General features: G+C 60.5%; 16 protein-coding genes. 5 read left to right on the forward strand and 11 right to left on the reverse strand.

From position 1 onward, the window contains the following. The first annotated feature begins 210 nt into the window (after positions 1-210). The 3 genes from rdgC (at position 211) to sugE (ending at position 2,691) form a co-directional block, all read left to right on the forward strand. Entirely contained in the window at positions 211-1,131 is a 921-nt protein-coding gene (gene rdgC, locus SOP95_RS28060) for a recombination-associated protein RdgC (RefSeq protein ID WP_008060875.1), read from the forward strand. 157 nt (positions 1,132-1,288) lie between these two features. Beyond that, positions 1,289-2,254, forward strand: coding sequence for a bile acid:sodium symporter family protein (locus SOP95_RS28065; protein WP_274073020.1), 966 nt, complete (start codon positions 1,289-1,291; stop codon positions 2,252-2,254). Between the two features lie 122 nt (positions 2,255-2,376). Beyond that, entirely contained in the window at positions 2,377-2,691 is a 315-nt protein-coding gene (sugE, locus tag SOP95_RS28070) for a quaternary ammonium compound efflux SMR transporter SugE (protein ID WP_128608063.1), read from the forward strand. Positions 2,692-2,763: 72 nt separating this feature from the next. Here the strand turns inward: sugE and SOP95_RS28075 are convergent, their stop codons facing one another. From SOP95_RS28075 to SOP95_RS28105, 7 genes are all read right to left on the reverse strand, one after another. Continuing rightward, positions 2,764-3,558, reverse strand: a complete 795-nt coding sequence (locus SOP95_RS28075) for a TenA family transcriptional regulator (protein ID WP_274073019.1) — start codon at positions 3,556-3,558, stop codon at positions 2,764-2,766. A 45-nt stretch (positions 3,559-3,603) separates the two neighbouring features. Continuing rightward, positions 3,604-6,063, reverse strand: a complete 2,460-nt coding sequence (locus tag SOP95_RS28080; protein WP_323609065.1) for an EAL domain-containing protein — start codon at positions 6,061-6,063, stop codon at positions 3,604-3,606. Positions 6,064-6,199: 136 nt separating this feature from the next. Further along, the gene (locus SOP95_RS28085; protein ID WP_323609066.1) at positions 6,200-8,017 is read right to left on the reverse strand and encodes an ABC transporter ATP-binding protein; all 1,818 of its coding nucleotides are present in this window, start codon (positions 8,015-8,017) and stop codon (positions 6,200-6,202) included. Next, a complete protein-coding gene (locus tag SOP95_RS28090) occupies positions 8,010-8,645 on the reverse strand; it encodes a DsbA family protein (protein ID WP_274073016.1) in 636 nt (211 codons plus the stop codon). Before SOP95_RS28090 ends, SOP95_RS28085 begins: the two co-directional genes overlap by 8 nt. A 3-nt stretch (positions 8,646-8,648) precedes the next feature. Further along, on the reverse strand, positions 8,649-9,590 hold the full coding sequence (trhO, locus tag SOP95_RS28095) for an oxygen-dependent tRNA uridine(34) hydroxylase TrhO (RefSeq protein WP_274073015.1): 942 nt from the start codon (positions 9,588-9,590) through the stop codon (positions 8,649-8,651). A 211-nt stretch (positions 9,591-9,801) separates the two neighbouring features. Continuing rightward, entirely contained in the window at positions 9,802-10,101 is a 300-nt protein-coding gene (locus SOP95_RS28100; RefSeq protein WP_274073014.1) for a BolA family protein, read from the reverse strand. Between the two features lie 12 nt (positions 10,102-10,113). Further along, entirely contained in the window at positions 10,114-10,638 is a 525-nt protein-coding gene (locus SOP95_RS28105) for a DUF2059 domain-containing protein (RefSeq protein ID WP_274073013.1), read from the reverse strand. Between the two features lie 192 nt (positions 10,639-10,830). Between SOP95_RS28105 and SOP95_RS28110 the strand changes: the two genes are divergently transcribed. Beyond that, on the forward strand, positions 10,831-12,225 hold the full coding sequence (locus tag SOP95_RS28110; RefSeq protein ID WP_323609067.1) for a class II fumarate hydratase: 1,395 nt from the start codon (positions 10,831-10,833) through the stop codon (positions 12,223-12,225). 120 nt (positions 12,226-12,345) lie between these two features. Here SOP95_RS28110 and SOP95_RS28115 read toward each other — a convergent pair whose 3' ends face one another. The 3 genes from SOP95_RS28115 to pap all read right to left on the reverse strand — a co-directional run bounded on the left by SOP95_RS28115 (position 12,346) and on the right by pap (position 16,340). Continuing rightward, positions 12,346-13,305, reverse strand: a complete 960-nt coding sequence (locus SOP95_RS28115; protein WP_323609068.1) for a DMT family transporter — start codon at positions 13,303-13,305, stop codon at positions 12,346-12,348. 239 nt (positions 13,306-13,544) lie between these two features. Further along, the gene (locus SOP95_RS28120; protein ID WP_274073010.1) at positions 13,545-14,729 is read right to left on the reverse strand and encodes a thiolase family protein; all 1,185 of its coding nucleotides are present in this window, start codon (positions 14,727-14,729) and stop codon (positions 13,545-13,547) included. A gap of 105 nt (positions 14,730-14,834) precedes the next feature. Then, positions 14,835-16,340 carry a polyphosphate:AMP phosphotransferase gene (gene pap / locus SOP95_RS28125; RefSeq protein WP_274073009.1) on the reverse strand — a complete coding sequence of 502 codons (1,506 nt, stop codon included), beginning with the start codon at positions 16,338-16,340 and terminating at the stop codon, positions 14,835-14,837. Between the two features lie 160 nt (positions 16,341-16,500). On the opposite strand from pap, the gene mnmC reads away from it, so the two are divergent. Then, a complete protein-coding gene (gene mnmC, locus SOP95_RS28130) occupies positions 16,501-18,483 on the forward strand; it encodes a bifunctional tRNA (5-methylaminomethyl-2-thiouridine)(34)-methyltransferase MnmD/FAD-dependent 5-carboxymethylaminomethyl-2-thiouridine(34) oxidoreductase MnmC (RefSeq protein WP_323609069.1) in 1,983 nt (660 codons plus the stop codon). A gap of 5 nt (positions 18,484-18,488) precedes the next feature. Here mnmC and SOP95_RS28135 read toward each other — a convergent pair whose 3' ends face one another. After that, the gene (locus tag SOP95_RS28135) at positions 18,489-23,309 is read right to left on the reverse strand and encodes an NEL-type E3 ubiquitin ligase domain-containing protein (protein ID WP_323609070.1); all 4,821 of its coding nucleotides are present in this window, start codon (positions 23,307-23,309) and stop codon (positions 18,489-18,491) included. Between the last annotated feature and the right edge of the window lie 151 nt (positions 23,310-23,460).

Consider the following 23,460-nt stretch of genomic DNA (forward strand, 5'->3'; position numbering starts at 1 on the left):
GCCGACATTCTGCTTGTAAGGCAGACGCTCTCCCAGCTGAGCTAATCACCCTTCGCTTCGGTGTGGCGCGCATTCTACGGAGCAGCCCTACCTCTGGCAAGCACTTTTTTAATTAATTTTCTGATGCCTTCCAAAGGCTTAGAGAAGGGTTGGCCTATGACCCGGCGAAGACAATAATGCCCCCCTTTGTATAAAGGAGAGACTCACCCCATGTGGTTCAAAAACCTGCTTATCTATCGCCTGACCCAAGATCTGCCTGTTGATGCCGAGGCGTTGGAGACTGCACTGGCCACCAAGCTGGCGCGTCCATGTGCAAGCCAGGAGTTGACCACCTACGGTTTCGTCGCGCCGTTCGGCAAGGGCGAAGATGCCCCGCTGGTGCACGTCAGCGGTGATTTCCTGCTGATCAGCGCGCGCAAGGAAGAACGCATCCTGCCGGGCAGCGTCGTGCGCGATGCCGTGAAGGAAAAGGTCGAAGAGATCGAAGCCGAGCAAATGCGCAAGGTCTATAAAAAGGAACGCGACCAGATCAAGGATGAAATCATCCAGGCCTTCCTGCCGCGTGCCTTTATCCGTCGCTCGTCGACCTTCGCCGCCATCGCGCCGAAACAGGGCCTGATCCTGGTGAACTCGGCCAGCCCGAAACGCGCCGAAGACCTGCTGTCGACCCTGCGCGAAGTGATCGGCACCCTGCCGGTGCGCCCACTGACCGTGAAAATGTCGCCGACCGCGACCATGACCGAGTGGGTCACCACCCAGAAAGCCGCGGACGACTTCTTTGTGCTGGACGAGTGCGAACTGCGCGACACCCACGAAGACGGCGGCATCGTGCGTTGCAAGCGCCAGGACCTGACCAGCGAAGAAATCCAGCTGCACCTGAGCACCGGCAAAGTGGTCACCCAGCTGTCGCTGGCCTGGCAGGACAAACTGTCGTTCGTCCTCGACGACAAGATGGTGGTCAAGCGCCTGAAGTTCGAAGACCTGCTGCAAGACCAGGCGGAACAGGACGGCGGCGACGAAGCCCTCGGCCAACTGGATGCCAGCTTCACCCTGATGATGCTGACGTTCGGTGACTTCCTGCCGGCGCTGGTTGAGGCGTTGGGTGGGGAAGAGACTCCGCAGGGCATTTGATTATCTGAATCGGCGGCGTTTGAAAAAAGATCGCAGCCTGCGGCAGCTCCTACAGGGGATCACATTCCAAATGTAGGAGCTGCCGTAGGCTGCGATCTTTTTTTGCAGTCAGCGTATGCTTAGCTCCCTAACGCTTTCATACAACAAGGATCAGGCCATGCGCGCACTGGCTGCATTAAGTCGTTTTGTCGGTAACACCTTCGCCTACTGGGTACTGATTTTCGCCGTCGTGGCGTTCCTGCAACCGGCGTGGTTCATCGGCCTCAAGGGCGCCATCGTGCCGTTGCTGGGGTTGGTGATGTTCGGCATGGGCCTGACCCTCAAGCTCGAGGACTTCGCCGAAGTCGCCCGCCATCCGTGGCGCGTGGCCTTGGGCGTAGTCGCGCATTTCGTGATCATGCCCGGTGTGGCGTGGTTACTCTGCCAGGCGTTCCATTTGCCGCCGGAAATTGCCGTCGGGGTGATCCTGGTCGGCTGCTGCCCAAGCGGCACTTCGTCGAACGTGATGACCTGGCTGGCCCGTGGGGACCTGGCACTGTCGGTAGCCATTGCCGCCGTGACCACCCTCCTCGCTCCACTGCTGACGCCGGCCTTGATCTGGCTGCTGGCTTCGGCCTGGCTGCCGGTGTCGTTCATGGAGCTGTTCTGGTCGATCCTGCAAGTAGTGCTGCTGCCGATCGTATTGGGTGTGGTTGCCCAGCGCGTGCTCGGCGACAAGGTGCGTCACGCGGTGGAGGTGTTGCCACTGGTATCGGTGGTGAGCATCGTGATCATCGTCACGGCGGTGGTGGCCGCCAGCCAGGCGAAGATCGCCGAGTCGGGCCTGTTGATCATGGCCGTGGTCATGCTGCACAACAGCTTCGGTTACCTGCTGGGTTACTTCACCGGGCGCCTGTTCAAGTTGCCGTTGGCCCAGCGCAAATCCCTGGCGCTGGAAGTCGGCATGCAGAACTCCGGGCTGGGCGCGGCCCTGGCCAGCGCGCACTTCTCGCCGCTGGCGGCGGTGCCGAGTGCGCTGTTCAGTGTATGGCACAACATTTCCGGGGCGCTGCTCTCGACCTATTTCCGCCGCATGAGCGAGAAAGAAGATGGGCGCACCGCGGCTCGGCAAGCGACTGACTGATACGTGAAAACTTGATCCCCGGGTTAATGCTGGGCACTATATTGCGCAAACGCGAGGACGACCTCGCGGCTCGATCGAGTCATTAACCTGGGGACGACCCCGTCAATCGATGGAGGTTTTCCTTGTCCTGGATCATTCTGTTTTTCGCCGGCCTGTTCGAAGTGGGCTGGGCCGTCGGCCTGAAATACACCGACGGTTTCAGCCGCCCTCTCCCCACTGCATTGACCGTTGCCGCCATGGCCGTCAGCCTCGGCTTGCTTGGCCTTGCGATGAAGGAATTGCCGCTGGGCACTGCCTATGCGATCTGGACCGGTGTCGGTGCCGTCGGCACGGTGATCGCCGGGATCATTCTGTTTGGTGAATCCATGGCGTTGATCCGGCTGGCCAGCGTGGCATTGATCATTGCCGGGCTGGTGGGGCTGAAAGTCAGCGCCTGATACTTTGCTGCCCTTACGAAAAAGCCCGCCCCCTGGCATCAGGGGGCGGGCTTTTTCATGGGCGTCTTCCGATCAGGTTTCGGCCAGTGCCATGCGCTCACGCGCAACCGGGGCTTTTTCGGCGTGTTCGAGCTGCATACAACGTTCGAGGAACAGGAACATATAGTCGTAGCTCTTGCACACGGCCTGGCGCAATTCCACCTGCAATGCCTGGCTCGGGTTCATCCCGGCCAGCGTGCAGATGATTTCCAGCGCTTCCCACGGATGGGCATCGTCGTACTGGGCATGCATCTTCAGCCACTTCATGGCCCGCTTGCGATCCTCTTCAGGGAACGCCGCCGCGTAGAGGCCATTGGAACAGACCAGCGCCGACCACTCACCGGTCGCGCCTTCAATGGCGTAGTTGGTGGCGGCAATGGCCACGATCAGCGAGTCGGAGGAACTGGTGTGCCAGCACCAATGGCTCAGTGCGTGAAGTTCAGGGGCCACCTGCTGCGCCTGCAGATCCTCCAGGCTGACGCCGTGGGCACGGCTCCAGTTCACCCAGTAGTCGGCATGGTTCAATTCGACACGAATATTGCGCATCAACCAGCGACGCGCCATGTCCTCGCCGGGGTGGCGGGCAAAACGGGTCTTGGTCAGATTCTGTGCCATGTATAACGCGAACTGTTCGACTACGGGCCAGCCACCGATCAGGTACTGGCGCATGGTCTTGGCGCTGAGTTTGTTATCTCGCATGCGTTGATACAGTTCGTGTTCGACAACCCGGCGCTTACTCGCGCTGCAATCCTGAATCAGGCGCTGGGCCCAGGCGGGATAACTTGCAGCTTCCATGAGTGGTCCGGTGCGGTTGAAAGTCTCGATCACTGTCGGGCTCCTTTTGATTGTGATTGTTCTGATCGACGAGAGACTTCAACGGAACGTACCGGGCGCCTTGAACAACAAGGACTGCGGTCTGGCTGGACGACTTTGCAAACTATCGCAGGTAAACAGATGCGGGCGTTCAATAACATACCCTTGAGCGTAATCAACCCCGATCTCCAGCAATGCCTGCTCGATCTGGGGTGTTTCAACAAACTCGGCAATCGTACGCTTACCCATGACATGACCGATGTGGTTGATCACTTCGACCATGGCGCGGTTAATCGGGTCGTCCAGCATATCCTTTACGAAACTTCCGTCGATCTTCAGGAAGTCTACAGGTAAATGTTTCAAGTAGGCGAATGAGGACATACCGGCGCAAAAGTCGTCCAGGGAAAACAGGCAACCTAAGCTTTTGAGTTCATTGATAAATCTAATTGCACTTCCAAGATTTGAAATAGCACTGGTTTCAGTGATTTCAAAACAAATTATTTCAGGTGGTATTTGGTAAGTAATGAACTGTTGACGCAGGAAGTCGAGGAACGCGTCATCTCCTATAGTTGTGCCTGACAGATTAATCGCACAAAGTGCTAAAGGTCCTTTGTGCTCTTCGGCAATACATTGGGCAATGATCTTGAATACGTTCTGTACAACCCAACGATCCAACGAAGTCATCAGCCCATAACGTTCGGCTGCCGGAATAAAACTGTCGGGCAATATCATGCGTCCGGCTTCGTCATGCAGGCGCAGCAGGATCTCGATATGCCCGCCACCCTGTTCGACATGTCCGAGCGGGGCAATTTCCTGGGCGTACAGACAAAAGCGGTCTTCTTCCAGGGCCATGTGCAGGCGCTGCACCCAGGCCATTTCGCCAAAGCGCAGGGACAGCTCCGAGTCGTCCGGGTGATACACCTGAACCCGGTTACGGCCCTTTTCCTTGGCCATGTAGCAGGCCATGTCAGCAGCACGCAGGGAGACTTCGAGGGTGGTCGGATTTTGCGCGATATGCACCAGCCCGATACTCACGGTGGTCACGAACGGCCGGCCCTTCCAGACGAAGTGCAGGTTCTGCACGGTCTGGCGCAACCCCTCGGCAATTTTCTCGGCCGCCTCCGGCCCACAGTTCTCCAGCAGGATGCCGAACTCGTCACCGCCCAACCGGGCCAGGGTGTCGCCCTCGCGCAACCCGGACTGCAACAGCGCACAAATGTGCCGCAGCAACTCGTCACCCGCCGCGTGACCGCAGGTATCGTTGACCAGCTTGAACTGATCCAGGTCGAGGAACATCAAGGCGTGGCGCCCCGATTGTCGCGTCAGGGCCTGCAATGCCTGTTCCAGGCGAAATTCGAACTCGCGGCGGTTGGCGAGCCCGGTCAAGGCATCATGGGTCGCCTGCCAGGACAGGTTGGCAATGTATTGCCGTTCCTGGGTCATGTCATGCAACACCAGCACGGTGCCGCTGACCTTGCCGGCATTGTGGATCGGCGCCCCGACCAGGGTGACCGACACCGTGCTGCCATCGAGGCGCTGAATCAGCTTGGAGTGTTCGCTGCCACCACTGAGCTGACCGCTCAGGATGTGCTCGATCAAGGTGAAGCCATCGGCCTGGGCGTTGTCGTCCAGCAGATTGAACAGCGCCGCCAGCGGCAAGCCGGTCGCCTGGTCGGCTTTCCAGTGGGTCAAGGCTTCGGCGGCCGGATTCATGTAGGCGATCGCGCCCTCGACATTGGTGGTGATCACTGCATCGCCGATCGATTGCAGGGTGATTTGCGCCCGCTCTTTCTCCAGTTGCAGGGCGTCGGCGAACGCATGCCGCTGCTTGAGCAATTTATGCGTGCGCAGCAGCGCCAGGGCGATCAGGCCGAGGGCGGTGGCCAGGTTTGTCGCCAGCAGCAGCCGCAGGATCATCCGCGAGCCCTCGCCCAGCGCATCGCTGAAGGCCTTGGCCGCCGGTGTCACCTCGTCATTGATGGCGAATATCTGTTCCTTCCAGCGCTGGATGTCAGCCGGGGTGGTCTGCCTGACGCTGATGTGCTGATGCATGTCCCTGGCGACGTCATCGAGTTGCACCAGGTACCCGTCACCCACGGTCCACAGGTCGATGGCTTTTTCGAGGAAGCTGAAATGGCGGAAATTGAGGTACAGCCAAATCAGGCTGGGAACGTCATCGGGGTGGTTGCCACCCTTGAGGATCGCCTGCCTGGCCGCCTCGAGATCCGGTGGCTGCTGATCCAGTGCCACTCGCAACTCGTGCCCTCCCTGAGGGACGGCAATGGCTTCCTGGTATTTGAGGAATTTGCTCTCGTCGCGGCCATCGGCATAAAGGTTGAGGTAATAGATGGCGTCTTTCTGGCCCTTGGACCACAGGCTTTCACCGGCAACATAGCCGCGAACCGCCGACAGTACATAAAGGCTGACGCCCCCCAACAGGGCCTGAAATAACACGACGGCGATAAAAGGCCAGACGATGCCCAATAGCCGCGGCGTTCCGAGAGTCCGGGTTTGATTCATGGGGTCCCTTGTTTTAGCACTGCCAGATCATCATCCACGTGATCGCTACCGCTAGACTAGGGGGCCTTCTGCATCCCGGCAAGCTAGAGCCTCCTGCCAATGCGGGAAAGTCCACGCGACCTGCCTTGGCATTGCCTCAGTGCTGCTGCAAATGCCCATAAAGCTTGGCGTAAAGACCACCCTCGGCAATCAGCTGCTGATGGTCGCCATCTTCGGCAATCTGCCCGCCGTCGAACACCAGGACACGGTCGGCCTGCTTCACCGCCGACAGGCGATGGGCGATGATCAGGGTAGTGCGGTGGCTGAGGAATCGCGCCAGCGCCTGGTGCAGGTTGTATTCGGTGGCGGCATCCAGCGCCGAGGTGGCCTCGTCGAGAATCACCACCTTGGGATCGGCCAGCACCATCCGCGCGATGGCCAGGCGCTGGCGCTGGCCGCCCGACAGGCGCACGCCGGAACGCCCGACAACACTGTCCAGGCCATTGGGCAACTCGCGCACGGTGTTGTGCAATTGGGCGATTTCCAGGGCGTTCCAGCAGGCCTCGTCGCTGCGTTCGCGGCCCATGGTCAGGTTCGCCCGCACCGTGTCGTTGAACAGCGCCGGGTGTTGCAGGACCACCGCGACGTTTTCCCGCACGGTCTCCAGGCCAATCTCCTGCTGGGTCGAGCCGCCAAAGCGAATGGTCCCGGCCAGCGGCGTGTACAAGCCCAGCAGCAATTGCACCAGGGTGCTCTTGCCGCCGCCGCTGGCGCCGACGATCGCGACCTTTTCACCGGGGGCGATCGACAGGTTCATCTGGTTCAAGACCAGCTCGTCACCGTAGCCGAAACTCAGGCCCTGAACCTCGATGCCCACGGTCTGGCGCCCGATGAACGGGTCGACGCCGTTCGGGTACTGCGGCTCATCGGCGCGCGACAGCAGCTCATTGATGCGCGACAGCGCGCCGCCGGCGGCGTAGTAGGCATATTGCAGGTTGAGCAGTTGCTCGACCGGACCGATCATGAACCACAGGTAGCTGAATACCGCGAGCATCTGGCCGATGGACAGGTCGGAAAACAGCACGGTGAGCATGGCCGCCGCCCGAAAAATATCGATGCCGAACTGGAACAGCAAACCGCTGGCCCGGTTCGAGGCATCGGTTTTCCATTGCGAGTTCACCGCGTAATCCCGTACGTCCCGGGCGCGCTGCCCCAAACGACCGAGGAAAAAGCCCTGGCGGTTACCGGCACGCACTTCCTGGATCGCGTCCAGGGTTTCGGTCAATGCCTGGGTGAAGCGCGAGGTGCTGTCGTTCTCGAGTTTCTTCAGGTGCTTGACCCGCTTGCCCAGTTGCACCGTGGCGTAGATCACCAGCGGATTGAACAACAGGATCAGCAGCGCCAGTTGCCAGTGCATCCACACCAGGATGGCGGCGGTGCCCACCAGCGTCAGTATGGCCACGAGGAAACGACTGAGGGTTTCGCCGACGAATTTGTCCAGGGTGTCGAGATCGGTCACCAGGTGCGTGGTCACCGTGCCGCTGCCCAGGCTTTCGTATTCCCCCAGCGAAATACGCTTGAGGCGCTCGATCAGGCGGATGCGAATGCGGTAGACGATGTCCTTGGCCAGGGCGGCGAACAGGCGCGCCTGCACCACGTTGAACAGCAAGGCCGCGCAACGCAGGGCCAGGGTCACCACCAGCATCAGGCCGATGTAACCCGCAGCTTTCTGCCAAGCCTCTGGCAGCGCGAGGTTCATGATTTTCAGCGCGGCGTCACCGTGCCCCAGCAACACTTCGTCCACCAGCAACGGCAGCAGCAAGGGAATCGGCACGCTGCACAGGGTCGCCAGCACGGCCACGCCGTTGGCGATCCACAGGGATTTCTTGTGATGCAGGGCCAGGCGACGGATTTCTGCCCAGCTCAGTCGGTCGACACGCTTTACGGCTGGGGTGTCGTCGGGCTGGTCATGCACAGGCAGCGCGCTCCAGCCAGCGGCCGAGCAACGGGGACAGGACACTGAGGGGCTGATAGCCATTGGTCAGCAACGCCAATTGACCATTACGCTCAGCCAGCAAGGTCGGAAAACCAGCGATGCCGAGGTCCTGGACCCAGGTGAAATCGGCAGCCGTCGCGACGTGCGTATCGGCACGGTCGAAAGCGGCGGCGAACTCGATGCGCGGCACCCCGGCCTGCTCCGCCAGTTCCACCAGAACGCTGGCGTGGGTGACATCGCGACCTTCGGCGTAAAACGCATGCTGGATCAACCCGAGCAGCTTCCAGGCGCAATCCGGCGCCAGCCCACGTGCCGTCACCAGCGCCCGGCAAGCGGGCTCGGTGTCATAGACGAAACCGTCGGGCAAAGCACCTTCAAGCTTGAAGGGTTGGCCCGTGGCCTCGGTGACCGCCTGCCAATGCTCGAGAATGTAGCGACGGGTGGTCGGCTCCAGCGCCGAGCCACTGCCAGTGCGCAAACCACCCACTACAAGGTGTACGTCCACGCCGGCGGCTTGCGCCTGCTCGACCAATGCGTTGGCAACCGGCGCGAAGCCCCAGCACCAGGAACACATCGGGTCCATCACATAGAGCAGGCGTGCAGACATGGTTCAGGCCTCGGTGGATGTTTGCTTGTAGTTGTAGCCGATCGGGTGCGGCATGTTGCGCGCCTTGGCCAGTTCGATCTGCTTTTGCCGGTCGATGGCGCTGCGACGGGTCTTCTCGCTCAGCGTATTCCAGCAATGCGGGCAACTGATGCCGGGCACATAATGCTCGGACGCACGGTCTTCCACGCTGACCGGTGTGCGGCAGGCATGACATTGATCGTAGTCGCCTTCGCTCAGGTCGTGGCGCACGGTCACGCGGTTGTCGAACACGAAGCAGTCGCCTTGCCACTTGGTTTCTTCCTGAGGCACCTCTTCGAGGTATTTCAGGATGCCACCCTTGAGGTGGTAGACCTCATCGAAGCCCTCGCTGAGCATGTAGCTCGAAGCTTTTTCACAACGAATGCCGCCGGTGCAGAACATCGCCACCTTCTTGTGCACGGCCGGGTCGAAGTTGGCTTTGATGTAGTCGGGAAATTCGCGAAAACTGGTGGTTTTCGGGTCGATCGCGCCTTCAAAGGTGCCGATCGAGACTTCGTAGTCGTTGCGGGTATCGATCAACAGGACTTCCGGGTCGTTGATCAGCGCGTTCCAGTCCTGCGGGTCGACGTAGGTGCCGACCTTTTTGTTCGGGTCCACGCCCTCGACGCCCAGGGTCACGATCTCTTTCTTGAGCTTGACCTTGGTGCGGTAGAACGGCTGCTCGTCGCAGTACGACTCTTTATGGTCGATGTCGTCCATGCGCGGGTCGTTCTTGAGCCAGGCCATCAGCCCGTCGATGCCTTCGCGGCTGCCGGACACAGTGCCGTTGATGCCTTCTTCGGCGATCAGCAGCGTGCCTTTGATGCCGTTGTCGACCATCGCTTGCAGCAGTGGCTCGCGCAGGGCGACGTAATCTTGCAGGGTGACGAACTTATACAGTGCCGCCACGACAATCTGTTGTGTCATGGGTAAATCTCCAGGTGGCTACCCTCGTAAGGGGTGAACCGGATGCGAAAAAAAACGCGCCGCAGGAGCGGCGCGTTGGACATTCTAACAAAAATTACACGATCCCTGTAGGAGCTGGCTTGTGTAGGAGCTGGCTTGCCAGCGAAAGCGATCTCATGGACGCCCTCGTTGGCAAGCCAGCTCCTACAACAAGCCAGCGCCACAAGGTGTTTCAGGATTTACTGCCACCGGCACAGGTCGGCGAAGCCGGCGCCGCGTCGATCTGCGCCCATTCCTCAGGCGTGTAGGTGTGCAACGCCAACGCATGGAATTCGCCCATCAACTCGCCCAGCGTGCCGTAGACCTTCTGGTGGCGCTTGACCCGGTTCAGGCCTTCGAACTGCGCACTGACCACCACGGCCTTGAAGTGGGTTGAAAGCCCACGGCTGTGCATGTGGCTTTCGTCCAGCACCTGCAAATGCTCGGGCTGTAACAGGCCCAGCGTCGATTCGATACGTTGTTGCATGGTCATGCCGAACTCCGCTTAAGGCTTTTTCTTGGCTGGAGCGGCGGCGCCTTTCGGATCCAGCTCGGCCGTCATGTCAGCCAGCAGCTTGTTGACCACAGGCACCGCGCTTTCCAGCTTGGCCTGGGTCATCTGGGCCGATTGCTGGGTCAGCTGCGGCATTTTCTCCAGGACTTTCTTGCCCAGTGGCGACTGGTAGAACGCGACCAGGTCCTTGAGCTCCGACTCGGTGAAGTTGGTGGTGTAGAGCTTGACCATGTCCGGTTTCAGCTTGTTCCAGCCAATGGCCTGGTCCAGAGCGGCGTTGGCCTTGGCCTGGTAGGTTTCCAGTACGGCTTTTTTCGACTCGGGGGCTTTGGTTTGCTGGAAGCGCTGGGCGAACATCTGCTGTACTTGCATGTACACCGGAGTGCCCAGTTTGTCAGCGTGCGCCAGGGTCAGGAAAGCCTCGGCACTGGCGTTGTGGCTGGCGGTATCGGCAAAAACAGGGCCGCTGGCGCAGACCAGTGCAACCGCGGTACAGATGGCACGAAGACGAGTCATCGAGTTTCCTTTTCTAGCAGGCGAGGTAAAACCCCAAGGACGACCATTCTGCGCCTAAAAAAGTGTGTCGCTCAACCCCAAGCCTTGTCGCGCCTGATTTAGAGGGGTTGAATGGGCAGAATCGAGACTGATGGAACCACGGCCGTCGATCACGGCCTAAACTGCGCAACCAGACCTACAGGAGTGTGCATGATGAGCCGAATCGAAACCGACAGCCTGGGCCAGGTTGAAGTCCCGGAAGAGGCCTATTGGGGTGCTCAGACGCAACGCTCGCTGGTCAACTTCGCCATCGGCGAAGAACGCATGCCGCTGGCGGTACTGCATGGCCTGGCGCTGATCAAGAAAGCCGCGGCACGGGTCAACGACCGCAACGGCGATTTGCCCGCCGACATCGCCAGGCTGATCGAGCAGGCGGCCGACGAAGTGCTCGACGGCGAGCATGACGATCAGTTCCCGCTGGTGGTCTGGCAGACCGGCAGCGGCACCCAGAGCAACATGAACGTCAACGAAGTGATCGCCGGACGCGCCAACGAACTGGCCGGCAACCCCCGTGGCGGCAAGTCTCCGGTGCATCCCAACGATCACGTCAACCGCTCCCAGAGCTCCAACGACTGCTTCCCCACGGCCATGCACATCGCCGCCGCCCAGGCCGTGCAACAGCGCCTGCTGCCGGCGATCAGCGAACTGTCCGGCGGCCTGGCCGAGCTCTCGGCCCGCCACATGAAGTTGGTCAAGACCGGCCGCACCCACATGATGGACGCCACGCCGATCACCTTTGGCCAGGAAGTCTCGGCGTTCATCGCCCAGCTCGACTACGCCGAACGGGCGATCCGCAGTGCGCTGCCGGCGGTCTGTGAACTGGCCCAGGGCGGCACGGCGGTCGGCACCGGACTGAACTCGCCCCATGGCTTCGGCGAAGCGATCGCCGCGGAACTGGCCGCCCTTTCCGGCTTGCCGTTCATCACCGCGCCGAACAAGTTTGCGGCCCTGGCCGGCCACGAGCCGCTGACCACTTTGTCCGGCGCGCTGAAAACCCTCGCCGTGACCTTGATGAAAATCGCCAATGACTTGCGCTTGCTCGGCTCCGGCCCCCGCGCCGGCTTTGCCGAAGTGAAACTGCCGGCCAACGAACCGGGCAGTTCGATCATGCCGGGCAAGGTCAACCCGACCCAGTGCGAAGCGCTGTCGATGCTGGCCTGCCAGGTCCTGGGCAACGACGTGACCATCGGCTTCGCGGCGAGTCAGGGGCACCTGCAGTTGAACGTGTTCAAGCCGGTGATCATCCACAACCTGCTGCAATCGATCCGCCTGCTGGCCGATGGCTGCAGCAACTTCCAGCAGCATTGCATCGCCGGCCTGGAACCGGACGCCGGGAAAATGGCCGAGCACCTGGAACAAGGGTTGATGCTGGTGACGGCGCTGAACCCGCATATTGGTTATGACAAATCGGCGGAGATCGCCAAGAAAGCCTATGCCGAGGGGTTGACCCTGCGGGCGGCGGCGTTGCAGTTGGGGTATCTGACGGATGAAGAGTTCGATGCCTGGGTGAGGCCGGAGAATATGCTGGAGGCTGGGGCCAAGGGCTGAGTTCTGTAGCGCCTGACAGTTCGCCTTCGCGAGCAAGCCCGCTCCCACAATGGACCATGCACGGATCATGGGGAGCGGGCTTGCTCCGGGCGGCGTTCCGACGAAGAACGATAACGCGGTCTAACTGACCGCCATTCGGGCTTTTCGCGCCTTCAACCCTGCAATCAACGACGGCCCTAACGCCACCAGCGCCGAGCCCAACACCACCAACACCGCCCCGCCATACCCCAGGCCATTGATGGTCTCGGCGTGCACATACTCCGGCCACCACCAGGCAGCCACGGCCACGGCGGCCAAGGTCACCAGCGGCGTGATCGCCAGGGTCGCACTGACCCGCGATGCCTCCCAATGCGCCAGCGCCTCGGCGAATGCGCCATAGGCAATCAGGGTGTTCATGCAGCACGCCAGCAGCAGCCAGCCTTGCACGGGGGTCAATTGCAGCGCCTCCAGCGGATGCACCCACGGCGTCAGCAACAGCCCGCAAAACAGGTAGATCACCATCATCACCTGCAACGAATTCCACACGGTCAGCAACTGCTTCTGCCCCAGCGCATAAAATGTCCAGACCGTGGAGGCCAGCAACACCAGCAGGACACCGGCGGTGTAGTCGCTCAACGAGGTCAGCAGTTCACTCAGGCGCTGGTTGAAAAACAGCACGAAGCCGACCAGCAACACCAGCAAGCCAATCCCCTGCCCCAGGCTGAAGCGCTCCTTGAACACGAACACACTGGCGATCAGCAACATGATCGGGCCCATCTGCACCACCAGTTGCGCGGTGCCGGGGCTGAGCAGGTTCAACCCCATCAGATACAGCACGTAATTGCCCACCAGGCCGAGCACCGCCATCAGCACCAGCCAGCCCCCGCGCGGGCCGAGCACCTTGCGGCTCGGCAGGCGCCGGGTCGCCGCCAGGTAGATGAACAGGCAGCCACCGGAGACCATCAGGCGAAACCAGGTCACGGTGACCGGGTCCATCACCAGCAGCACCTGCTTGAGCTTGATCGGCAGGATTCCCCACAACAGCGCGGTCAGCAAGGCCAGGAACAGCCCATAAACCCAGCGACCCGATGAAATGTGCATGCGAACCCCAATCCGGAAAACAAGTAGCGCCATTCTAGGCGCTGAGTCGCTTCGGACACAGGGACAGTTAAGGACTGGCCGCGGATGAAACTGTGCAGGTCGCAGCAGTTATCTAATGACCCAGCGGCCCCTTCGCGAGCAAGCCCGCTCCCACAGGGATCTACTGTGTGACGCAGATCCAGTGTGGGAGCGGGCTTGCTCGCGAAAGCTATCTGACAATCAATACAAATCCTGAAGACCTAACGCACCGCCTCAAACAACCCCGTAGCCCCCATCCCGCCCCCCACGCACATGGTGACGATGCCGTAACGCAGGTTGCGTCGCTGCAACTCGCGAACGATGTGCCCGACCTGGCGCGAACCGGTCATGCCGAACGGGTGGCCGATGGAAATCGAGCCGCCATTGACGTTGTACCGCTCGTTGTCGATCTCCAGCCGGTTACGCGCGTACAGGCATTGCGAGGCGAAGGCTTCGTTGAGTTCCCACAAATCGATATCGTTGATGTGCAAGCCCTTGGCCTTGAGCAGTTTCGGCACCGAGAACACCGGGCCGATGCCCATCTCGTCCGGTTCGCAGCCCGCCACGGTGAATCCGCGGAAGAACGCTTTAGGCTTCAAGCCCAGCGCCAGGGCTTTTTCCAGGCTCATCACCAGGGTCATGGAGGCGCCGTCGGACAACTGCGACGAGTTACCGGCGGTGACCGAGCCACCCTCGGCAAACACCGGCTTCAATCCGGCCAGGCTTTGCAAGGTGGTCTCGGGACGGTTGCAGTCGTCGTGATCGACGACCCCCTCAAGAATCTGCACCTGGCCGGTAGCCTTGTCTTCCACCCGGTACTTCACCGCCATCGGCACGATTTCATCGTCGAACAATCCGGCGGCCTGTGCCTGGGCAGTGCGCTGCTGGCTTTGCAGGGCGTACAGGTCCTGTTCTTCGCGGCTGACGTCGTATCGACGCGCGACGATTTCGGCGGTCTGGCCCATCGGGAAGTAGATCCCCGGCACCTGCTCCTTGAGCAGCGGATTGATCAGGTGATCGGTGTTGATGCTTTTCATCGTCAGGCTGATGGACTCGACGCCACCGGCCACGATGATGTCGCTGCAACCGGAGGCGATCTGGTTGGCGGCAATGGCGATCGCCTGCAGGCCCGAGGAGCAGAAGCGGTTGAGGGTCATGCCGGCGACGCCTATGCCCAGGCGCGACAAGACCGCGACGTTGCGCCCGATGTTGTACCCCTGGGAGCCTTCGTTGGAGCCGGCACCGACAATGCAGTCCTCGACGCTGGCCGGGTCGATGCCGGTGCGCGCCAGCAAGGCGTCGACACAATGCGCCGCCATGTCGTCGGGACGGGTCATGTTGAACTTGCCGCGAAAGGATTTGGCCAGGCCGGTCCGCACGCTGTCGACGATCACCACTTCACGCATGGCATACCTCATTGTTGTTGTCGGTTGAGAGTGGGCCGAGCATAAGCCCACTCAATTACCGACCGCGACAATCATTCACCCCGCGTATGCGTAACCATCGCCTGACTATTTGCCCTTGCGCTTGCCCGACTTTTCGAACGCCTCTTCCAGGGCGTGGTTGATGGTGCGCAACACCTTGACCCGCGCCCAGCGTTTGTCATTGGCCTCCACCAGGGTCCAGGGCGAGATCTCCGTGCTGGTGCGGTCGACCATGTCACCGACAGCGGTGCGATAGTCGTCCCACTTGTCGCGGTTGCGCCAATCGTCCTCGGTGATCTTGAAGCGTTTGAACGGAATATTTTCGCGCTCCTGGAAGCGCTCCAGTTGAGTCTGTTTGTCGATGGACAGCCAGAACTTCACCACGATCACCCCGGCGTCGGTCAGCTGTTCCTCAAAGTCGTTGATTTCGCTATAGGCGCGCAGCCAGTCCGCCGGGGTGCAGAATCCCTCGATACGTTCCACCAGCACCCGGCCATACCAGGAGCGGTCGAACATGGTGAATTTGCCCCGCGCGGGCACATGCCGCCAAAAACGCCAGAGATACGGCTGCGCCCGCTCCTCTTCGGTGGGCGCGGCAATCGGCACGATGTTGTACTGGCGCGGGTCCAGGGCAGCGGCAACCCGGCGAATCGCCCCACCCTTGCCTGCCGCGTCATTGCCTTCGAACACAGCAATCAGTGCGTGGCGGCGCATGCGTTTGTCGCGCATCAAACCGGAAAACCTGGCCTGCTCGGTGATCAGTTGCTCTTCATAATCGTCCTTGGCCAGATGCAAGGTGAGGTCGAGGCTGTCCAGCAGGTTCAATTGATCGACACTGGGGAACACGGGGGCCGCGTTGACTTTTTCCGGGCGGATTTTCGGTCGTTTCAGGGCGCCCTGCAGGCCTTCGAGCAGAATCTTCCCCACCACCAGGCTGCGGTAATGCGCATCCATGCCCGCGATCACATGCCACGGCGCATAGTCGCGACTGGTGCGCCGCAAGACGCGCTCACCGTATTTCACAAAGCGGTCGTAAGTTTCGGACTGTTGCCAGTCCAGCGGGCTGATGCGCCAGCTGTGCAGCGGGTCGTCGGCCAACGCCTTGAGGCGTGCCTTCATCTGTTTCTTGGACAGGTGGAACCAGAACTTGAAGATCAGCGCGCCTTCGTCGCAGAGCATTTTTTCCAGGCGTTCGGCGGCGTTGATACTTTGATCGAGCCTTGGGTCCTTGATCACGCCGTGGACCCGGGCCTGCAGCATCTGGCTGTACCAGTTGCCGAAAAAGATGCCCATGCGACCCCGGGCCGGGAGCATCCGCCAGTAGCGCCAAGCCGGTGGCCGTGCCAGTTCTTCGTCGGTTTGCTGATCGAAGGTGCGCACCTCGATCAGGCGCGGGTCCATCCATTCGTTGAGCAATTTCACCGTCTCACCCTTGCCGGCGCCTTCGATGCCATTGATCAGGATGATCACCGGAAACCGGCCCTGCTGGCGCAGTTCGAATTGCGCGTCGAGCAAGGCTTCACGCAAGGCCGGGACCTCGGCGTCGTAGGTTTCTTTGTCGATGGCGTGATCGATTTCAGCGGATTCGAACATGGGCAGCTCCCTGGCAGATGTGAGCAAGACTAGTGGATTGACCTCTCCTGCGGGGGAGAAATCCCATTTTCATCGCCGGGGCCGTTGCCGGCCTTGCCGTGGATCAAGCACCCCGGCCGCGATCGGATAGAATGTGCGCCTTGCCGTGACCGAGCCTGCCATGAAACCTGTAATGCCCCACGCCCAGATCGACTGGGACGACCAAGGCCTCCCGCGCTCGCGGGTGTTCGACGATGTGTATTTTTCCGACCTGTCGGGGCTGGATGAAACCCGCTACGTGTTCCTCGAACAGAACGCCTTGCGTGAACGCTTTGCCGCGTTGCCGGTGGGCGGGCGACTGGTGATTGGCGAGACCGGTTTCGGCACCGGATTGAATTTCCTCTGTGCCTGGCAGTTGTTCGAACAGCATGCGCAGGCCGGTGCGCGATTGCATTTTGTCAGTGTCGAGAAATACCCGCTGAGCCTGCCCGACCTGCAACGAGCGCTGGCGTTATGGCCCGAATTCAAGCCGTTCGCCGATCAACTGCTGGCGCAATACCGGGCGATCCACCCGGGTTTCCAGCGCCTGGTCCTGGATAGCGGCCGCGTCACGCTCACCTTGCTGATCGGCGATGCCCTGGAGCAACTGCCGCAACTGGACGCGCAGATCGACGCCTGGTTTCTCGACGGCTTTGCCCCGGCGAAAAACCCCGACATGTGGACCGCCGAACTGTTTGCCGAACTGGCCCGTCTGGCGGCACCCGGTTCGACCATCAGCACCTTCACCAGTACCGGCTGGGTGCGCCGGCTGCTCAATGCCGCGGGCTTCAAGATGAAACGTACGCCAGGCATTGGCCACAAATGGGAAATCCTGCGCGGTACGTTCCTCGGCTGGCCCGAAGAAGTCCCAATGCCCGCTGTAACCAAACCCTGGTTCGCGCGCCCCACATCGGCAACCGGCGAACGCCGCGCCTTGGTGATCGGCGCCGGGCTGGCCGGTTGTGCGACGGCCGCGAGCCTGGCGGCTCGCGGCTGGCAGGTGAGTCTGCTGGAGCGTCACGCCGGGCTGGCGCAGGAAGCCTCGGGCAATCCCCAGGGCGTGCTGTATCTCAAGCTTTCCGCCCATGGCACCGCGTTGTCGCAATTGATCGTCAGTGGATTCGGTTACACCCGGCGCTTGCTCGAGCATTTGCAACGGGGCGTCGACTGGGACGATTGCGGGGTGTTGCAGCTGGCCTTCAATGCCAAGGAAGCCGAGCGTCAGGCGCAATTGGCCATAGCGTTTCCCGAAGACTTGCTGCATGTACTCGATCAAACCCACGCCGAAGCTCGTGCTGGTATCGCGCTGCCCTCGGGGGGCCTGTTCTACCCCGAAGGCGGTTGGGTGCATCCACCCGCGTTGTGCCAATGGCAGGCAACGCAATCGAACATAGAGCTGCTGAGCCATCACGATGTGCTGGAGCTGCGCCGCGTGGATGGCGGCTGGCAAGCCTGGGATGGCGACAGGCTGCTGGCCGACGCCCCCACCGTGGTGCTCGCCGGCGCTGCCGAGATCAAGCGATTCACCTACAGCCGCGAGTTGCCGCTCAAGCGCATTCGCGGACAAATCACCCGCCTGCCGCAAACCCCTGCAAGCCAGTCACTGAGTACCGTGGTGTGCGCTGAAGGTTATGTCGCGCCGGCACGCCTGGGCGAACATACCCTGGGGGCGAGTTTCGATTTCAACAACGACGACCTGACCCCAACCACTGCCGAACATCTGGGCAACTTGCAGATGCTCGAGGAAATTTCCCTGGATCTGGTCGCCCGTCTCGGCGCACACGCCTTGCAGGCCGATGAACTTGAAGGCCGCGCAGCGTTTCGCTGCACCAGCCCGGATTACTTGCCGATTGTCGGTCCATTGGCGGACAGCCAGGCCTTCGCCGACGCCTACAGCGTATTGAGCAAGGATGCCCGGCAAACCCCGGACATCCCCTGCCCCTGGCTGGATGGCTTGTACGTCAACAGCGGCCACGGTTCGCGAGGGCTGATCACCGCGCCATTGTCAGGCGAATTGATCGCCGCCTGGCTGGATGACGAACCGCTGCCGCTGCCCAGGGCCGTGGCCGAGGCCTGCCATCCCAACCGCTTCGCATTGCGGCGCTTGATACGCGGCAAGGCCTGAGGCGTTCAATCCAGGGCAAAACAAGTCTCTGACTCGACGGCCTTCATGGCCGCCTCGGTCAGGCGCTTCAACAACTTGCTCTCCTCTGTCTTCATGTTAGCGACGATGCCGTCGACCGTGGCGAGATAGTCCGCGCCAAACTCCTTCTCGCTATCAATGGCCGCCTGCATTTGCTCTTGAAAAGGCGCGGCCACATCAGTGAACTCCTTGCCATGATGCTGTCGCAAAAAGTCACTCCAAAACGTGCGGCCCTGTATGTAAGTCGATAGTTCGGGGGATGTTTCGGCGGTGATGACCTTGCTGTAGGCGGTTTCCAGGTCCTTGGCTGTTACGCCGCTATTGGACGCATAGCGCATATGCCGGGGCTGACCGAAAATGTCGAGCCTGTCTGCCAGGCCGGTGCGATAGGCCAACTCCACTTCCAGCGGTTCGAGGTCGGGACGGGGCCGGGCATGCTCCCGGGCGAGCCTGGTCAGGTAATCCAGGCGGAACAAGCGGCGCCCAAGACTCAACAGCCGAGCCGCCTGATCATGGGCATTGGCGGACTGGCGAACCACCGTATCGATATTCACGGCCACCTCAAGGTTACTGAAGATCGTGGCCGCCGCATCAGCGCAATTGGCTCTCACTGCCATCGCCAGCAATTGGTCGCGCAACGCCGAATCAGTCTGGATCGCATCAATGACACTCCACACCCGACGGGTCATGTCTTCGTGGACAAAGCGGTTATCTGCGCTGCCACCCAGTTCTGCCAGCAGTTCAAAGAATCCATTCGCGCCGGGTTCGTTCGTCAGCGCCAGCCATTGACGATTACGACGGGTATAGGTCTCTTCAGAATTTTCTGGCAGCCACAGGTCTCTAGCCCTTTGTTCACTGATCACCACGGCTTTATCATCCAGCAACCCCATCCCGACCCCCCTATTGTTGCGATAGGTTTCCAGCAGCGTACGGCTTGTCTCGGATATCGGGTTATCACGCAGATTGATCGCTTCGGCGAAACGCCGAGGGACCTGGAACAGCCAGGCGGGCAATTCCATTATCTGATTACCACGCAGGTCGAGGAAATTCAGATACGGCAAACGGTTAAGACCGACGGGCAGTTCCGTGGCATGGGTATCGCGCAGGAACAGGTCTCTGAGATCCAGCATCTTGCTGACATCGATGGTGGCACCCAACCGATTGCCGCTGAGCCCCAAGGTACGCAATGTGCGCATGTCGGCCAGTTTGCGCAACGTGTGCTCGGTCAGCGCTATCCCATTACCGTCCAGCCTCAAATGTTGAAGGTTAGGCATGTGTGACAGCACTTCAGGCAATCGTGTGAGTCGATTGCGGTCCAGTTCCAGGCTGACAAGGCCTTTGAAGGGCTTGAGAAAGTACTCCAGTTCATCGCCGGCCTGCATGTCCATGATGGAAAGGCTGCGCACATGGGCGACATCGTCCTCGGTCAGGGTCGGTAATGGGCCCACCGGGTTGCGAATCAGCGTGAGCGAGGTGAAGGGGTCATGTGGCGGCCAACCTGCAGGCGTTATCCGGCGCCAGCAGTTCTCGATGGTCATGGCCACCTGATGACGGTTGACCCGGATAACATCAAGTTGCCCCCCAAGTGACTTCATTTGCATTTCATCGTCACGCCAATCGTGCAGCACCTGGCGCAGTTTCTTCAATTGCTGTTCCAGAACCCTGATTCGATTTCCCCGCTGCATCTGCGTACTGCCGGCCGCGTCCAGGAACGCCAAGACCTGGACCTCGGTGAACAACGGATAGAGCTTTTTGACTTTACGAATCATGCCTCTTGCATAAGCACTGGCAGCGGGAGGATCGGCCTGGACACAGGCAGACAGGTGTTCCGGTGTTTCATTGCGCTCACCCCGCAGCAGCCGCCCGGTGTGCGCCGGGTCAGCCGTGGCGGCCCTCGACAGGCGTGATCGCAGTGTCGGGACATCCAGGGTATCGCTGCCAGTCAAGCCCATGGCGGAGCGTTGTGAGGCAGGCAGTGTATCCAGTATCGACTGCAGCAGCGTTTCGCTCGTCAGCGTGGAAACCACATTGCCAGTGCCTTGGATGACCTGATAGCCGGTGGATATCTTGACGATCACTCCACACGACTTCGCCTCTGCCTTGCCCACGCTGGCGAGCAAGGTGCCGGTTGTCGATCCCTGTCGCACTTCGAGTCGAACGTCGCCATTCCAGCCTTGCACCCGGTTCATCAGTCCGAGCGCCAGTTTGTCGGTATCGGCATTGGCCAGTGGCGGCAGATGCAGCCCCGTGAGTGCACGGTCCTGCCTGATCATGGCCTGCGCCCCATGGACCTGCCGGGCGAGGTCGACGCCAGCTATCTTGCGATCACCCAGAAAACTTCGATCCCTGCCAGAGGCGTTTTCCAGCAACTCCTGACCCACTCGGACGGGAAGGTCAGCGGCGTGTTCGCGCAGTATCGCGACGTCGCCGGTAGCGCTGCCGTCCCAGGTTTTATACAGCCACTCGAACAGCGACTGACGATCGCCCTCGAGGCTTGTCGCGATCTTCTTTGCCAACAGATGCGAGTCCGATTCAGTCGATGCTTTACCGACGATGTTTTCCACTTCGTTCGGATAGAGGCCTTTGATAACGGTATCGAGCAGTTGCCCCGAATCCAGTTGTTTCTGACTGACTTGCACGCTGTTGACGTCGTCGTCCTGTGGTGCAGTCTCGGGGAAGCGGGACACGACCCCGCCTTGTTCGTTGCGCACTTCGATGAAGCGTTCCTTCGGCCAGCCGGGCAGCCTCGGCAGCGTATGCAATTGCTCCTGGATGAAGTCCGTATTCGAGGTCTCTCCCCGCGCCATCGCTGCGACCAGCCTGGTAATGCGCCGCTCGATCCTGAAACGCTGGACACAGTCATACAGCCGCTGCGGTAACTTGAGGTTGCTTTCATGCAAAGGGTGCAAATTTTCAGGGGTTATGTCGGTGATTTCGGCAATCGCTTCCAGATCACTGCCCAAATCACTCAGGTGCTGATCCGTGCGTTCCAATGCGTAAGCACCATCGCGCCACTCGTGCGCGTGCTCATGGACATGCCGCCAGCCACCGTGCACGTTGCGCAGGGCGGCAGGCTGGTAGGCATCCGTGCGCGCCGGGTGGTTGATGATCCATGCCGAGTCCGCAGCATTGCGGGTCACGCCATAGGGTGCTCCATCCATGACGATCGACGTCTGCCCGGCATGCCGGTAAAGCCCTTGCGAATCCGCTTGCACGTCGGCTGGCAGTGTCGTGGTCCGTTTATAGGGTTCGAGGTCGGGCTTCCATAACCTTGCCTTGCCATCCGTGCGCGTGACGGCCTCGAAACCGTCGAAGAATGCCACTTGCTCTTTCACGCCTTTGACGGCTGACGTGATCACTTTGCCGCCCGCTGCGAATGCCGCCATCTGCCCGAGGTTTTCCACGACGTTGAGCAAATGCGACAACGCCTGTTTTCGCTCACCGTGTGTCCAATCCTGCACACCTTCGAACACCTCGCTGACGATATCGACTGCAGCCGCCGCCAGCATCAGATGACCGATCACCGGGACGAAAAACGAGAATGCGGTCAATAGCACAAGACCCGCACCCTCCAATACCTGATAGGTTTTTTCCCTTTGTTGTGCATCGACGTCTTCGGTCGGGACAGCAAGGATTCGTGTGTCTTCTTCAATCTTGCTGACAAACGAACTGAAGAAAAAATCGGCAAGGCAGGTGTCGGCGGGTGTGGCAGTCAGCGTTCCCAGGTTCTTGTCCTTGTCGAACCCGGTAAAAAAACCGGTCCTGTCATGGCCGTGCAGGTATTGCCCACCGAAAAACTTCCTATAGCTTTTGCTTTGCAGATGAAGGGTGAGGTAGCTCTCGAATTCCTCCCGCGAGGCGTATTCAAACAGCGGTCGACGCGGTTCGTTCGGCATGTAGACCACGCACCTGGCCTTCGCGTCGGTCTCGATGGAGACCTTGCTGAACACCAGGACTCCACACATGCAGGCGTCATGAATTCTCAGCCCTTGCCAACGCACCGGTGCGCCATCCAACAGGGCGTCCTTGGTTTGAGCCGCCGGGACATCCTGCTCAAGCACACTCAGCAGCATCGTATAAACGGCGTGGGTAATGTCCTTTTTCAGGTAGGCCATGTGCACCGCGACCTGCATGTCCAGCGCTTTCAGCCGCCGGATGTCCGCGGTACCCGCCCGATCATCGATGGGCGCATCGTCTGCAGGCTTGGCCGGCAAGGCCAGGGCTTCAGTGATGTGACGTTGATAGCGGGCACCGAGATCGAGTTCACGACAGAGCGTTGCGAATTTTTCAGCGGTGACTTCAGTTCCTGACTGAGCCTTTGCATCGATTCGAATCACCGCGCCCTTCAGAACGCCGCCGCTCGTTGCTTCCCCAAAGGTGAAGTTTTCCATGGCCGCCTGGAGCAGGCTGCGTGCAATGGTTTTTTCTTCAATCAGGCGACAGAACGGGGCCAGCCCCATTGCTTCGCAGGTTTTTTTTTCGATTTCCAGTGTGTCCCGCTCGACGTCGACCTCGATCGCCCATTTTTCTTTCAAGAGGTCAGTCAGTTGCTCTTTGCAGAACTCGTTCAGCGGCTTGAGTTGTTCAAGCGCCGTCGCCACCTTGCCTTGGGCTGGAAACGACTGCTCGAATGCAGCGTTCAACGCCTGCACCACTGGCAGATCCGCAGTGGCCAACCATGGCGGAATCGACGCTTGCAGGGCTTCAGCCTTGTCCAGGTCGCCTGTGTGCTCCACTAGAGCCTCGAGACGTTCTGCGGGGGTCAAGGGGACTGCCGCGGGGGCGGCCTTGGGTGTTGTGGCTGGCATGAGCAATATCCTTATTGCATGGGGAGACCCTCAGTTTATGAAGCTCAATGGGCAATTGATAATTCGAAAAGCGGAACGAATCTGGCACCGTCCTAACAGCTTCTCCTATGCATCCCAGCATTAATTACCACCCTGGCACTGCACACTTGTG

This window comes from Pseudomonas sp. YuFO8 (assembly GCF_035065025.1).
Classification (GTDB): domain Bacteria; phylum Pseudomonadota; class Gammaproteobacteria; order Pseudomonadales; family Pseudomonadaceae; genus Aquipseudomonas; species Aquipseudomonas putida_AE.

Bases quoted from the DNA above. Each gene is read 5' to 3' on its own strand.
- rdgC (WP_008060875.1), top strand. From the start codon at position 211: ATGTGGTTCAAAAACCTGCTTATCTATCGCCTGACCCAAGATCTGCCT.
- SOP95_RS28065 (WP_274073020.1), top strand. From the start codon at position 1,289: ATGCGCGCACTGGCTGCATTAAGTCGTTTTGTCGGTAACACCTTCGCC.
- SOP95_RS28080 (WP_323609065.1), bottom strand. From the start codon at position 6,063: ATGAATCAAACCCGGACTCTCGGAACGCCGCGGCTATTGGGCATCGTC.
- SOP95_RS28090 (WP_274073016.1), bottom strand. From the start codon at position 8,645: ATGTCTGCACGCCTGCTCTATGTGATGGACCCGATGTGTTCCTGGTGC.
- trhO (WP_274073015.1), bottom strand. From the start codon at position 9,590: ATGACACAACAGATTGTCGTGGCGGCACTGTATAAGTTCGTCACCCTG.
- SOP95_RS28100 (WP_274073014.1), bottom strand. From the start codon at position 10,101: ATGACCATGCAACAACGTATCGAATCGACGCTGGGCCTGTTACAGCCC.
- SOP95_RS28105 (WP_274073013.1), bottom strand. From the start codon at position 10,638: ATGACTCGTCTTCGTGCCATCTGTACCGCGGTTGCACTGGTCTGCGCC.
- SOP95_RS28110 (WP_323609067.1), top strand. From the start codon at position 10,831: ATGAGCCGAATCGAAACCGACAGCCTGGGCCAGGTTGAAGTCCCGGAA.
- SOP95_RS28115 (WP_323609068.1), bottom strand. From the start codon at position 13,305: ATGCACATTTCATCGGGTCGCTGGGTTTATGGGCTGTTCCTGGCCTTG.
- SOP95_RS28120 (WP_274073010.1), bottom strand. From the start codon at position 14,729: ATGCGTGAAGTGGTGATCGTCGACAGCGTGCGGACCGGCCTGGCCAAA.
- pap (WP_274073009.1), bottom strand. From the start codon at position 16,340: ATGTTCGAATCCGCTGAAATCGATCACGCCATCGACAAAGAAACCTAC.
- mnmC (WP_323609069.1), top strand. From the start codon at position 16,501: ATGAAACCTGTAATGCCCCACGCCCAGATCGACTGGGACGACCAAGGC.
- SOP95_RS28135 (WP_323609070.1), bottom strand. From the start codon at position 23,309: ATGCCAGCCACAACACCCAAGGCCGCCCCCGCGGCAGTCCCCTTGACC.